This window comes from Streptomyces sp. NPDC028419 (assembly GCF_055565515.1).
On sequence record NZ_JBVHUE010000003.1, the window covers coordinates 133,783 to 147,290 of the forward strand.

General features: G+C 73.6%; 11 protein-coding genes. 7 read left to right on the forward strand and 4 right to left on the reverse strand.

Features of this window, described 5'->3' with window-relative positions; translation table 11 throughout:
* The first annotated feature begins 185 nt into the window (after positions 1-185).
* The 3 genes from ACZ4UB_RS05035 (at position 186) to ACZ4UB_RS05045 (ending at position 6,578) form a co-directional block, all read left to right on the forward strand.
* Positions 186-533, forward strand: a complete 348-nt coding sequence (locus ACZ4UB_RS05035) for an STAS domain-containing protein (protein ID WP_354381051.1) — start codon at positions 186-188, stop codon at positions 531-533.
* Positions 534-714: 181 nt separating this feature from the next.
* Positions 715-4,227, forward strand: a complete 3,513-nt coding sequence (locus ACZ4UB_RS05040) for a hybrid sensor histidine kinase/response regulator (protein ID WP_468068309.1) — start codon at positions 715-717, stop codon at positions 4,225-4,227.
* Entirely contained in the window at positions 4,212-6,578 is a 2,367-nt protein-coding gene (locus tag ACZ4UB_RS05045; RefSeq protein ID WP_468068593.1) for a SpoIIE family protein phosphatase, read from the forward strand. Before ACZ4UB_RS05040 ends, ACZ4UB_RS05045 begins: the two co-directional genes overlap by 16 nt.
* Positions 6,579-6,611: 33 nt before the next feature.
* Here the strand turns inward: ACZ4UB_RS05045 and ACZ4UB_RS05050 are convergent, their stop codons facing one another.
* Entirely contained in the window at positions 6,612-7,436 is an 825-nt protein-coding gene (locus tag ACZ4UB_RS05050; protein WP_468068310.1) for a DUF1206 domain-containing protein, read from the reverse strand.
* A gap of 5 nt (positions 7,437-7,441) precedes the next feature.
* On the reverse strand, positions 7,442-7,891 hold the full coding sequence (locus ACZ4UB_RS05055) for an SRPBCC family protein (RefSeq protein WP_468068312.1): 450 nt from the start codon (positions 7,889-7,891) through the stop codon (positions 7,442-7,444).
* A 132-nt stretch (positions 7,892-8,023) separates the two neighbouring features.
* On the opposite strand from ACZ4UB_RS05055, the gene ACZ4UB_RS05060 reads away from it, so the two are divergent.
* Positions 8,024-8,251 (forward strand): DUF6296 family protein, encoded by a 228-nt coding sequence (locus ACZ4UB_RS05060; protein WP_468068314.1) that lies wholly within the window; start codon positions 8,024-8,026, stop codon positions 8,249-8,251.
* A 42-nt stretch (positions 8,252-8,293) separates the two neighbouring features.
* Here the strand turns inward: ACZ4UB_RS05060 and ACZ4UB_RS05065 are convergent, their stop codons facing one another.
* Positions 8,294-8,689, reverse strand: a complete 396-nt coding sequence (locus ACZ4UB_RS05065; RefSeq protein ID WP_468068315.1) for an ATP-binding protein — start codon at positions 8,687-8,689, stop codon at positions 8,294-8,296.
* Positions 8,690-8,968: 279 nt separating this feature from the next.
* Here ACZ4UB_RS05065 and ACZ4UB_RS05070 point away from each other — a divergent pair, with 279 nt between their 5' ends.
* Positions 8,969-10,339, forward strand: a complete 1,371-nt coding sequence (locus ACZ4UB_RS05070) for a GH1 family beta-glucosidase (RefSeq protein WP_468068317.1) — start codon at positions 8,969-8,971, stop codon at positions 10,337-10,339.
* Positions 10,336-11,598, forward strand: coding sequence for an MFS transporter (locus ACZ4UB_RS05075; protein WP_468068319.1), 1,263 nt, complete (start codon positions 10,336-10,338; stop codon positions 11,596-11,598). Before ACZ4UB_RS05070 ends, ACZ4UB_RS05075 begins: the two co-directional genes overlap by 4 nt.
* Positions 11,599-11,605: 7 nt before the next feature.
* Here the strand turns inward: ACZ4UB_RS05075 and yczE are convergent, their stop codons facing one another.
* Positions 11,606-12,316, reverse strand: a complete 711-nt coding sequence (gene yczE / locus ACZ4UB_RS05080; protein WP_468068321.1) for a membrane protein YczE — start codon at positions 12,314-12,316, stop codon at positions 11,606-11,608.
* A gap of 225 nt (positions 12,317-12,541) precedes the next feature.
* Here yczE and ACZ4UB_RS05085 point away from each other — a divergent pair, with 225 nt between their 5' ends.
* Positions 12,542-13,492, forward strand: a complete 951-nt coding sequence (locus ACZ4UB_RS05085; RefSeq protein WP_468068323.1) for a VanW family protein — start codon at positions 12,542-12,544, stop codon at positions 13,490-13,492.
* Positions 13,493-13,508 lie beyond the last annotated feature (16 nt).

The following is a 13,508-nucleotide window of genomic DNA, read 5'->3' on the forward strand; positions in this document are numbered from 1 at the left end:
GCCGTCCCTCCCTGTGGCGAATGGCTGCGCAACCGCTCGTGCCCACATTACGACCCCCTACACACATGCGGCCCGAGAAATTCCGGATGGACGTCGATCAGCACCCGGGCCGTCGCTCTCGCCGCCCGGAGCAGGCATACTCGCACTCTCGGAAACCACGCACACGACCACGGGGAGGCGGACACGTGCGGGAGACGGAAGCACACGACGCGGGAGTGGTCGCCAAGAGCTACCCCGCCGGTCCCGGCTGGGTGGTCGAGGCGCGCGGCGAGCTGGACCAGGACACGCTCGCGCCCTTGGAGAACGCTCTGACCCGGGCGGCCGGGACCCATCCGGTGGTGGTCCTGGACGCGGGAGCCATCACCTTCGGGGATTCCTCGTTCCTCAACATGCTGCTGCGCCTGCACCGGACCACCACGCTGCGCGTGGCCGCTCCCGGCGACCAGCTGACCCGCTTGTTCCAGCTGACCGGCGCGGACACGGTCCTCTCCCTCCACCCGGACGTCCGGGACGCGCTCGCCGCGCCGGCCTGAGTGGGGGCGCCGTACCGGTCCGGGTACCCCGCGACCCGCCCGGCATGCGCACCGGGGGACTGTCGTACCGTGGCGTGAGCGCAATGATCACCCCCGTCCGCCGTCCTCCACCATCCGGGATCGGGCGGCCGCAGGCGGGCGTGCCACGCGACGACGGTCGTCACTAGAGTGAGGTTGACGGATGGCTGAGCGCCCTGCCCCGGGGTCCGGGAGCGGCGATGCGGTGGTTCCGGGCGCGATCGGCGAGGCCGACCTGCGCCGCCTGCTGGCCGGACTGACGGCCGTGCGCGACGGGGACTTCCGCACCCGGCTGCCGCAGGAGGCCGAGGGACTGCTCGGTGAGATCGCGACGGTCTTCAACGGGATGGTCGACCAGCTGTCGCTCTTCACCTCCGAGGTGACGCGGGTGGCGCGGGAGGTCGGCACCGAGGGCACCCTCGGCGGTCAGGCCGAGGTGCCGGGCGTGGGCGGCGTCTGGCGGGACCTCACGGATTCGGTCAACTTCATGGCCGGAAACCTCACCGCACAGGTGCGCAACATCGCCCAGGTGGCGACCGCCGTGGCCGAGGGCGACCTCTCGCGGAAGATCACGGTGACGGCGCGCGGCGAGATCCTGGAGCTGAAGGAGACCATCAACACGATGGTCGACCAGCTGTCCGCCTACGCGGACGAGGTCACCCGGGTGGCCCGGGAGGTCGGCACCGAGGGGATCCTCGGCGGTCAGGCGCGCGTCCCGCACGTGGCGGGCACCTGGAAGAACCTCACCGACAACGTCAATTCCATGGCGAACAACCTCACGGGCCAGGTCCGCAACATCGCCCTGGTCACGACGGCCGTCGCCAACGGCGACCTGTCGAAGAAGATCGACGTCGACGCCCGGGGCGAGATCCTGGAGCTGAAGACGACGATCAACACGATGGTCGACCAGCTGTCCTCCTTCGCGGCCGAGGTCACCCGGGTCGCGCGCGAGGTGGGCAGTCAGGGGCGGCTCGGCGGCCAGGCCGAGGTCGAAGGAGTCTCCGGCACCTGGAAGCGGCTGACGGAGAACGTCAACGAGCTGGCCGGGAACCTGACCCGGCAGGTCCGGGCCATCGCCGAGGTCGCTAGTGCGGTCGCCGAGGGCGACCTGACCCGCTCGATCACGGTGGACGCCTCCGGCGAGGTCGCCGAGCTGAAGGACAACATCAACTCGATGGTCGGCTCGCTGCGCGAGACCACGCGGGCCAACCAGGAGCAGGACTGGCTCACGTCCAACCTGGCCCGCCTGTCGGGGCTCATGCAGGGCCACCGCGACCTCTCGGTCGTCGCCGCGCTCGTGATGGACGAGCTGACCCCGCTCGTCGCGGCGCAGTACGGCGCGTTCTACCTCGCCGAGGACTCCGCGGACACCACCGTGCTCACCCTGGTGGGCTCGTACGGGCGTCCCGCCTCCATGGTCGAGGGCGCCCGGTTCGCCCTCGGCGAGTCCCTCGTCGGGCAGGCGGCGCGCAGCCGCCGGACCATCGCCGCCGACCAGGTGCCCGGGACGTACTTCATCTCCTCGGGGCTCGGGCACACCACGCCCGGCAGCCTGATCGTCATGCCGATCGTGGTGGAGGACCAGGTCCTCGGCGTGATCGAACTGGCCTCCTTCGGTGCCTTCACCCCGGTGCACCGGGACTTCCTGGGCCAGCTGATGGAGACCATCGGCGTCAACGTCAACACCATCGTCGCCAATGCGCGCACCGACGAACTCCTCGACGAATCCCAGCGCCTCACCGGCGAGCTGCAGGCCCGCTCGGCGCAGCTCCAGGTCCAGCAGGACGAGTTGCAGCGCTCGAACGCGGAACTGGAGGAGAAGGCGGCGCTGCTCGCCAGCCAGAACCGCGACATCGAGGCGAAGAACCTGGAGATCGAGCAGGCGCGCCAGGAACTGGAGGACCGCGCCCAGCAGTTGTCCCTCGCCTCCACCTACAAGTCCGAGTTCCTGGCGAACATGAGCCACGAACTGCGCACCCCGCTCAACAGCCTGCTGATCCTCGCCCAGCTCCTCGCCCAGAACCCGCACCGCAACCTCACGCCGAAGCAGGTCGAGTACGCGGGCATCATCCACTCCGCCGGGTCCGACCTGCTCCAGCTGATCAACGACATCCTCGACCTGTCGAAGGTCGAGGCGGGCAAGATGGACGTCCACCCCGAGCGGGTGCGGTTGGCGCAGTTGCTGGAGTACGTCGAGGCCACCTTCCGCCCGATGACCACGCAGAAGGGCCTCGGCTTCACGGTCACCACGGCCGTCGATGCGCCCGTCGACCTGCTCACGGACGACTCGCGGCTGCGCCAGGTGCTGCGCAACCTGCTCTCCAACGCGGTCAAGTTCACCGAGCGCGGCAGCGTCGCGCTGCACGTCGAGCGCGCCCCCGACGCCTCGGTGCCCGCGGGGGTCCCCCGCCCGGGGGCGATGGTGGCCTTCCGGGTCCGCGACACCGGGATCGGCATTCCGCCGCAGCAACTGGGCTCGGTGTTCGGTGCCTTCCAGCAGGCCGACGGCACGACCAGCCGCAAGTACGGCGGTACCGGCCTCGGGCTGTCCATCAGCCGGGAGATCGCCCAGCTCCTCGGGGGGTCCGTGACCGCGCGGAGCACCCTCGGCCAGGGCAGCACCTTCACCCTCTACCTGCCCGTCACCCGACCCGACTACGAGGACCAGCCCGACCCGGCGGCGAGCGGGCGCGGGCCCTTCGTCGACGGGGCCCTCCCGCTGCCCGCCGCGCTGCCGGCCCAGCGACCCGATCCGCAGCGACCCGATCCGCAGCACGCCGTGCCGCGTCCACCGCGCCGGATCCTGGTCATCGAGGAGCGCCCGAACGGCCTGCTCGCCCTCGTCGCCGAGAGCGCCACCCGCGAGGTCGCCCCGGCCCTCGGGCCGGCCGGGGACCCGGGCGCCGCCCAGGTCGCGGACGGCGGCGTACAGGTCGTCCAGGCCGCGAACTCCAGGGAGGCGGCGGCGGCTCTGGCGGCCGGGCCCTTCCACTGCGTGGTCCTGGACCTCGACCTGCCCGGCGGCGAAGCGGACCGCTTCCTCGACGCGCTGGACGCGGACGCCGCGCCGGCCTCCCTGCCGGTCCTGGCCCATGACAACGGGGCCCTGGACCCCGGCCGGGAGAGGGAGCTGCGCACCCGCGCCACCTCCTCGCAGCTGGAGGTGCTGTCCGGTCTGGACGAGCTCCGCGGACGCGTCGCCGTGCACCTGGCCGCCCACGCGGACGCGCCGCGGGACGTACGGCCGTCCGCCCCGGTGCGGGAGATCCGGACGCACTCCGGCCGCCGGGGCGGGGAGGGGCTCACGGGACGCACGGTGCTCGTGGTGGACGACGACGCGCGCAACCTCTTCGCGCTGAGCGGGATCCTCGAACTGCACGGGGTCCGGGTCCTGCACGCGGAGGACGGCCGCAAGGGCATCGAGACCCTCGTCGCCCACTCCGAGATCGACCTGATCCTGATGGACGTGATGATGCCGGAGCTGGACGGTTACGCCGCGACCGCGGAGATCCGGCGCATGCCCCGGTACGCCGACCTGCCCATCATCGCGGTGACGGCCAAGGCGATGCCCGGCGACCGGGAGAAGAGCCTGGCGTCGGGGGCGAGCGACTACGTCACCAAGCCGGTCGACGCCGACGACCTGATCGGCCGCGTACGGCGCTGGATGCGGGCATGACACCCGCCGCCGAGGAGCCCCCGCCGGCCCTGGGACGGCTCGTCGCGACCGTCGAGCGGCTACGGGAAGAGGTACGGGCGGCGCACGCGGCGGCCGACGGCCGGGCGCTGATCGAGCTGGCCAAGGGCGTCCTCATCGGGCGCCTGCACTGCACCCCCGCGACCGCCGCCCGACAACTGGACGAGCTGTGCCGCCAGTCCGGCCTCTCCCCGCTGGAACTGGCCGCCGACATCGTGAACCAGGCGGCCCGCGACCACGTCGGTGACGTCGCCGCCGAGTTCCTGGAACGGATCGGCGCGCCGGGCTCCCTCCCGGCCGACCCGGGCGCCGAGGTGCGGCTGCGCACGGCCGAGAGCGGCGCACTGGCCGCCGCCGGGGACACGCAGGCGATCGCCCAATCCCTGCTGACCCACGCGCTCACCCCGCTCGGAGCCGTGGCCGTCGCCGTGTGGACGGCGGCGCCGGACGGCTCCCTCGGCCTCGCGGGGCACGCCGGTTTCGCCGCCGGGGAGGCCGCGCGCTGGCGTCACGTACCCCCGGGGGTCCGCACGGTCGCCCGGCTCGCCCTGCACGAGCGTGCTCTGGTGACCCTGGCCGGGCCCGACGAGGGCGGCCCGCCCTCGATCGGCCGCCTCCAGTGGCCGAGCGGGGGGCGCATCGCCGTACCGGCCGGGACCGGCGGACGCGTCCACGGCGTACTCGAAGTGTGTTGGCCGCAACCGCTGGCGCCGCAACCGCCGTCGGTCGAGCGGCAGATCGAGACCCTGGCCGAACTGTGCGCGCACACCATGGACGCGGGGCCCACGGCCGGCGCCGGACCCGCGCAGGGCCCGCCCGCGGACGTCAGGGAGCTGATCGACCTCGCCGAGGGGCTGCACGACCCGGCCGTGGTCCTCACTCCGGTGCTCGACCCCGCGGGGCGCCTCGACGACTTCCGCATCCGCCACGTCAGCGGCAAGTTCGTCGACCCGGCGGGCCGCCCGCGCGGCGACGTCGGCGGCTCCCTGCTGCTGGAGGCCTATCCGATGGCCGCGGGCGACAGCGGCCTGTTCGACGCCATCGAGCACGTCCACGCCACCGGCGAGCCCTTCCGCGCCCAGCGCATGCACCTCACCGCGCTCGTCGACCAGGTCCCCCTCACCTCGGTCGCCGACATCAGCATCAGCCGGCACGGGGTGGCGCTGCTGCTCATCTGGCGGGTGGAGGACGAGACGGCCCGGCTCGCCGGCCTGCTCCAGCACGCGCAGCGCCTCGGCCGGATCGGCGGCTTCGAGGAGAACCTGACCTCGGGCGAGATCACCTGGAACGCGCAGCTCTTCGACCTGCACGGGCTCCCGCCCGCCGCGGACCCCGTCCCGCTCCGGGACCTGCCGGGCCGCGCCCACCCCGACGACTCGGCCGGTCTGGGCCGCTTCCTGCGGGCGCTGCTCCACTACCGGCGGCCCGCCTCGGTCGACTTCCGGCTGCGGCGGCCGGACGGGATCACCCGGCACATCCGGGTCGTCGCCGAACCTGTCCTGGACGCCGACCGGCGCTTGTACGCCGTGCGCGGCGCCTACCAGGACATCTCCGCCCAGCACTGGACCGAGGTCGCGCTGGCCGCGACGCGCGACCAACTCGCCCACACCGCCGCCGAGTCGGCCGAGCACAGCCGGCTCGCCCTCCAGCTCCAGCACGCCATCATGCCGCCGACCCCGCCGGTCGTCGAGGCGCCCGGGCTGCGGGTCGCGGTGCGCTACCGGCCCGCCGCGTCCGAGTCCCTGGTGGGCGGGGACTGGTACGACACGGTGGTCCTGCCGTCGGGGCTGGTGCTGTTGTCCGTCGGCGACATCGCGGGGCACGGCATCGGGGCGGCGACCGCGATGGTGGTGCTGCGCAACGCGCTGCGCGGGCTCGCCGTCACGGGCGCCGGACCCGCGCAGCTCATGTCGTGGCTCAACACCGTCACCCACCACCTGACGGAACGGGTGACGGCCACGGCCGTGTGCGGCCTCTTCGACCCGCGCACGCGGATCCTGCGCTGGGCGCGGGCCGGCCACCTGCCTCCGGTCCTGTTGCGCGGGGACGGGGCCGGGGCCTTCCCCCTCATCGAGGGCCTGCTGCTCGGCGCGCTCCCGGAAGCCGAGTACGCCGAGCGGGAGGTGCAGTTGGCGCGGGGGGACACCCTGTTGATGTACACCGACGGGCTGGTGGAACGCCGCGACTCCTCGGTGCAGGACTCCCTCGGCCACCTGATGCGCACCGCGTCCGGCCGGGCGGCCGACCTCGACGCCCTGCTGGACAGACTGCTCACCGACAGCCGCTCCGACACGGACGACGACACCTGTCTCATCGGCGTACGCGTGAGCTGAACCCGCGCTGCGGTCCGCGGCGCGGGGGCGGCCTCAGACCTCGCGCCAGCGGGCCATCGCCCAGGAGAACACCCCGAACAGCATCAGGCCGATGGCGACCACCACGAGCAGCCAGGGGCCGGCCGGGGTGGCGGCGAAGGAGCGCAGGGTGTCGTCGACCCCCTTGGCGCGGGCGGGATCGTAGCGCAGGGCGGCGTGGCAGACGAAGCCGCCCGCGACGGCGAAGACCGCGCCGCGGGCGATCCCGCCGGTCACCCCGAGGAACTCGACGGCCCGCCGCCAGCCCTGCGACGCGCCGCCCATGCGCAGATGGTCGCGGAAGCGGCGCTGGGCCGCCCGCACCGCGATGCCGATGCCCGCGGCGGCGATCCCGACCCCGGCCGCGCCCACCAGCCATTGCCCGCCGGGCAGTTCGAACGCCCGCGCGGTCACGTCGCGCGACTGCTGGTCGCCGGAGCCGCCGCCACCGGACCCGGCGGCGAAGGACAGCACGGAGAAGGCGACGCCCGCGTAGAAGACAGCGCGGGCCGCCGAGGCCAGTCGCTTCCCGGCCCGGTCACCACGCGGCCCGGCCGCGCCGAACACCGCCTCCGAGAGGCGCCACAGCACCATGCACACGAGCCCGATCCCGACCGCCCACACCAGGACGCGGCCGAAGGGCTGCCCGGCCAGGGTGGCCAGGGCGCCCTGCCGGTCCGCCTCGCCGACGGGCTCACCGAAGGCGACCCGTACGGCCAGCAGTCCGGTCAGTACGTACAGCACTCCGCGCGCCACCAGTCCGCAGCGCGCGGTGACCGCCCGGCCCGTGCCGCCTCTGGACGCGGTCCGGACACCCTCCTTCGCGACGTCCTCGCTCACCGCGCTCACACCTCGCCGCGCCAGCCGCCGGTCTCCACCCCGCGCGCCTCGATGAACAGCTTGAACCGTTTGAGGTCACCGCTGACCTGGCGTTTGACGAAGCCGAGCTTGTCCGCGGCGCTCTCGGCGAGGCCCTCTGGGGCCCAGTTCAGGTGGAGTTCGATCCGGGTGGTGGTGGCGTCGACCGGCTGGAAGGTGACCAGCCCGGCCTGCCGGGCCTCGCCGCTCACGCTCATCCACGCGACGCGCCGGTCCGGGAGCTGCTCGGTGATCCGGGCCTCGAACTCGCGCTCCACGCCGTTGACGTTCGTCACCCAGTGCGTGAGGGTGTCGCCGCGCTGTTCCACCCGCTCGACCCCCTCCATGAAGGCGGGGAACTCCTCGAACTGGGTCCACTGGTTGTATGCCGTCCGGAGCGGCACGTTCACCTCGACGTGCTCTTCGACGTGCGACATCACGGGGTCCTTCCCTCGGCGCTGGACGTTGTGAGGACCGTGTGCCCCGTACTCACCGGTCCATGTGCCCGGGCGCCGGCCAAGGGCTCGGGCCGCCTGGCGGCCGCCCCGCGCGCATTCCACAATGGAACGGTGAACCGGTACGAGCTGGTGTTCAGGAGCGCCGGGTCCGCTGAGCCCGGCGAGGACACCGTCGTGGTCGCGCGCACCGCGCAGAAGGGCCCCGGAGGCCACCCCGTGTATGCGGACGAGTCCGGAATCCTGCGCGCGGAGATCAGCGACCAGGGCGAGGTGCGGATCCTCGCCACGGGCGGTCACCAGGACACCAGGACGCCGTTGCGGGCCCGCCCCCTGGAGTGATCCGGCCGCTGTGCGCGGGCCCCCGCCCGCTCCCCCGGTCCGTCAGCGCAGCCGCAGCCGGACCCGGACGCTCTTGCCGCCCGTCGGCAGGGGGGCCACCGACACCCGGTCCGCGAGGAGCCGGACCAGCGGCCACCCGAAGCCCCCCTCGATCGCGCCGGCGTTGGGCGCGCCGGGCCGGATCGGGCGCCCGGCCGCACCGTGCGGGACCTCGCAGCTGCGGTCGGTGACGGTGATCTCCAGGGCGTCGCCGTCCACCTCGGCTTCCAAGCCGGCGAGGCCGCCGCCGTGCCGGTAGGCGTTGGTGACCAGCTCGGACGTCACGAGGAGGGCATCGGCCCGGACCGCGCCGCTCACCACCGGCGCGCCCGCACCGGGCCCGCCGTCCAGCAGGGCGGCCACGCGGGCGCGGGCGTCGGCCGCATCCGACGGGGTCACCGGCCCGGTCGTACGCACCACACGCTCGCTCACAGCGATCACAGCCTTCGCACCCGTCCCTCTTCGCTCGTGCTCTCCCGTGCCGTCTGCCCTCCCGCGGCCCGGGTACACCCCTCCCCTGCCCGCCGTCTCGCGGCGCGCGCCCGTACGCGGCGAACGCACCCACCAGATAAACATGAGGATTGTTCACTTTCCATTGACAGGCCGGGCCCCTCGACCCGAGAGTTCCGTCAGCGAGCGCGCCCCGCGCAGCCCCTCCCCCGAGCGAAGCGAGTCCGCATGACTGCGTCCGTACCCGATTTCCCGGCCGGATTCCTCTGGGGCGTCTCCGCCTCCGCCTTCCAGATCGAGGGCTCCCTCACGGCCGACGGCCGGGGCCCCTCCTCCTGGGACGCCTTCACCCGGGAAGCGGGCCGCATCAAGGACGGTTCGCACGCGGACGTGGCCACCGACCACTACCGGCGCTACCGCGAGGACGTGGCGCTGATGGCCGAACTCGGCGTCGGCGCCTACCGGTTCTCGGTGTCCTGGTCCCGCGTCCTGCCCGAGGGCGGGGGCGAGGTCAACGGGAAGGGGCTGGACTTCTACGACCGGCTCGTGGACGAGCTGTGCGCCGCGGGGATCACCCCCGCGCCGACCCTCTTCCACTGGGACACCCCCCTCGCCCTGGAGGAGCGGGGCGGCTGGCTCGACCGGGACACCGCCGAGCGGTTCGCCGCGTACGCCTCGGTGGTCGCCGGGCGGCTCGCCGATCGCGTCCCGCTGTGGATCACCATCAACGAGCCCGCCGAGGTCACGCTCCTCGGCTACGGACTCGGCGAGCACGCCCCCGGCAGGCAACTCGTCTTCGACGCACTGCCCGTGGCCCACCACCAGCTCCTGGCCCACGGCCTCGGCGTACAGGCCCTGCGCGCCGCGGGCGCCCGCGGGATCGGCATCGCCGCCTCGCACAGCCCCGTCTGGACGGCCGGCGACGACGAGGCCGACCGCGCCGCGGCCGAGCTGTACGACACCCTCACCAACCGGCTCTTCGCGGACCCGATCCTGACCGGCGCCTACCCGGACGGCCTGGCCGACCTGCTGCCCGGGCCGGTCGCGGAGGACCTGAAGACGATCTCGGCGCCGCTGGACTGGTACGGGATCAACTACTACAACCCGATGCTCGTCGGCGCTCCCCGGCCCGCCTCGGAGGCGGGGGACTTCGGCGGCATCGAGATCCCGTCGGACCTGCCCTTCGCCATCCGCCCCATCGAAGGGCGCGAGCGGACCGACTTCGGCTGGCCGGTGGTCCCGGAAGGGCTGTACGAACTCCTCGGCGTCATGCGCGAGCGCTACGGCGACCGGCTGCCGCCGCTGTACGTCACCGAGAACGGCTGCTCGTACGGCGACGGGCCCGACCCCGTGACGGGCCGGATCGAGGACGCGCGCCGGATCGCCTACCACGACGGGCACCTGCGGGCCCTGCACCGGGCGATGGCCGAAGGGGCCGACGTGCGCGGCTACTTCATCTGGTCGATCCTCGACAACTTCGAGTGGGCCGAGGGGTACCGGCAGCGGTTCGGGCTCGTCCACGTCGACTACGAGACCCTGCGGCGCACGCCCAAGGAGTCCTACGCCTGGTACCGCGACCTGATCCGGCGCGGCCGGTGAGCGTCGGGCGGCCCGCCACGGAGGGCGGAGCCGCGGCGGACGGAGCCGCCAAGGGGGCGGCGGACGGTCGGTGGGTGGGGGCCCTCTCCCTCGCCAACCTCGGTGTCTGGGTCGGCTGGTTCGGCCCGCTGCAACTGCTGCTGGCGCGGCAGGCGGAGCAGCTCGCGCCCGACCACAAGGCCGCCACGCTCGCCCTGGTGACGGGTGTGGGCGCGGCCGTCTCGATGGTGGCCAACCCGGTCTTCGGGGCGCTGTCCGACCGCACCACGGCGCGGGTGGGGCGGCGCGTGCCCTGGGTGGTCGCCGGGACGGTGGGCGGCGCCGCGGGGCTGGCCGTCCTCGCCCTCGCGCGGAGCGTGCCCGCCGTCATCGCGGGCTGGTGCCTGGTCCAACTCGCCCTCAACGCCTCGTTCGCCGCGCTGACCGCGGCCGTACCCGACCAGGTGCCGCGGCGCCGGCGCGGGCTGGTCGGCGGCTGGCTCGGCGTCTCCCAGGTCGTCGGCATCCTGGTCGGCACGGCGCTGGCCACCGTCGCGGGCGGCACCGGCGCCGGGTACCTGGCCTGCGCGGCCTTCTCGGTGGTCGCGGCCCTGCCGTACGTCCTCATGCGGCGCGACACCGCGCTCTCGCCCGCCGCCCGGCCCGCGTTCCGCTGGCGGGCCTTCCTCGCCGGCTTCTGGATCGACCCGCGCCGCCATCCGGACTTCGCGTGGGCCTGGCTCACCCGGTTCCTGATGAACCTGTCGTACTCGATCAGCACGATGTACCTGCTGTACTACCTCACCGACGCCGTGCACTACGCCGGCGACGCGGACACCGGGGTGCTGGTCCTCACCGCGCTCAACGCGCTCACCATGCTCGCGACGGTGGTGATCAGTGGGGCCCGCTCGGACCGCAGCGGGCGCCGCAAGCCGTACGTGATCCGGTCGGGGCTGGTCATCTCCTCGGCCACCCTGCTGCTCGCCGTGTGGCAGACCTGGACGGGCGCGGTCGTCGCCTCGCTGGTCCTGGGCATCGGCTTCGGCGTGTACACCTCGGTGGACTTCGCCCTGCTCACGGACGTGCTGCCGACGGCGCGGGACCGGGGCCGCGACCTGGGCGTCATCAACATCGCCAACGCGATGCCGCAGGTCCTGGCCCCGGTGATCGCGGCCCCGGTGGTCACCCACCTCGGCGGATACACGGCCCTGTACGCCCTCGCGGGCGCGCTGGCCCTGGTGGGATCGGTACTGGTCCGCCGGATCCGCTCGGTGGCGTAGGGCGTGTCTACGGCGTGCGCTCCGGCTGCCGGGAACGGCGCCGCGCCTTCGTCGGGGGGTGCTCCGCGCCGGGGGACGGCCGCTCCGGGACCTCGTCCGGGCGGGGCGGCGGGGCGGGGAGGGCGAAGACGCGGAGGAAGATCTGGGAGAGCGGGCCGATGGCCAGCGCGTAGGCGACGGTGCCGATGCCGACGGTGCCGCCGAGCAGGAATCCGGCCGCCAGGACGGTGACCTCGATCGCGGTCCGCACCAGCCGCACCGACCTGCCGGTGCGGCGGTGCAGGCCGGTCATCAGGCCGTCACGGGGCCCCGGACCGAACCGGGCGGCGATGTAGAGGCCGGTGGCGACACCGTTGAGGACGATTCCCGCCACCAGCAGCGCGCCCTGCGCCACGGCGCCGCGCACGTCCGGGAGCACCGCCAGCGTGCCGTCCATGGACAGGCCGACCGCGAAGACGTTGGACACCGTGCCCAGCCCCGGGCGCTGCCTCAGCGGCACCCACAGCAGCAGGACGAGCGCGCCGACGACCACGGACACCGTGCCGATGGTCCACCCGGTGCGCTGCGCTATGCCCTGGTGGAAGACGTCCCAGGGATCCAGTCCGAGGCCCGCCCGGACCAGGAACGCCGAGCTCGCGCCGTAGAGGGCGAGCCCGACGTAGAGCTGGAGCAGCCGACGGGGGAGGCGGCCCGGGGATCGGGGTGCTGCGCTGGACACGGTGGAACCTTTCCTGGGGCCAAAGAGCGGATCGTGCCATCATGTGGCACCTCTCCAGGCACCACACAGGGCCAATTCGACCCAAGTGGCCTTGCTCCCGCCCCCGCGGTCAGGGCGGCGGACGCATCCGTCCATCATCGTGAGAATCTGCACACTTTGCCCCATTTGCCAGAAATTAGATCAGGCTGGGGCTGTACCGACACGTCCAGAAGCACTGGGAGAGAGATGCGACGCGCACACGGCCGGACGGACTCCAGGCGGATCACCCTGACCACGGCGGGCGCGGCGCTCGCGCTCGCCCTGACCGCCCTCCTCCCCGGCTCCGCCACGGCGGCCGAGCGCCCCGCGGGTCCGGACACGGGCACCGCCGCGGCCCCCGCCCCGGCCATGCGCCAACTCTCCTCCTTCACCGTCGACTTCCCCAGCGCGCCCTACCGCACCCACAACATCGCGCGGGCCGTGGCCCTGATCGACGGGGCCGTCGTCCGCCCCGGCGAGACGTGGAGCTTCAACGGAGCGGTCGGCGAGCGGACCGAGCGGAACGGTTTCGTCGACGGAATCATGATCAACGACGGCCGCTACGTGAAGGCGCCCGGCGGCGGCGTCTCGGCCGTCGCGACCACGATGTACAACGCCATGTTCTTCGCGGGCCTGGCGCCGGTCGAGCACGGGGCCCACTCCTTCTACATCGAGCGCTACCCCGAGGGCCGCGAGGCGACCGTCGCGTGGGGCACCCTCGACCTGCGCTGGAGGAACGATTCCGGCCACCCGGTCCGGATCCGCGCCACCTCTACCGACACCTCGGTGACCATCACCCTCCGCGGCACTCCGCGCTACGACGAGATACGCGCGACGCGGGGCCCGCGCACCCACGTCACGCCCCCGGCCAAGCGCACGGCCACCGGCCCCGACTGCGAGGCGCAGACCCCGGCCGAGGGCTTCGACGTGGCGGTCGACCGCGTCTTCGTGCGCGGTGGGCAGGAGGTCAAGCGCGAGACGTACCGGACCCATTACACTCCGCGCGACGAGGTCACCTGCCTCCCGGACCCCTCGGCCACCCCCACGCCCCCCACGACCACCGCGCCTCCCGGCGCCGCGTCGACGCCCACGACCACACTCCCGGCCACGCCTCCGGCCGCCCCCGCGCCCACCGCGACACCCACCCCCCGGGCCTGACCGCGGGACGTCGATC

Coding starts and splice junctions, on each gene's coding strand:
- ACZ4UB_RS05040 (WP_468068309.1), top strand. CDS start 715: ATGGCTGAGCGCCCTGCCCCGGGGTCCGGGAGCGGCGATGCGGTGGTT.
- ACZ4UB_RS05085 (WP_468068323.1), top strand. CDS start 12,542: ATGCGACGCGCACACGGCCGGACGGACTCCAGGCGGATCACCCTGACC.
- ACZ4UB_RS05070 (WP_468068317.1), top strand. CDS start 8,969: ATGACTGCGTCCGTACCCGATTTCCCGGCCGGATTCCTCTGGGGCGTC.
- ACZ4UB_RS05055 (WP_468068312.1), bottom strand. CDS start 7,891: ATGTCGCACGTCGAAGAGCACGTCGAGGTGAACGTGCCGCTCCGGACG.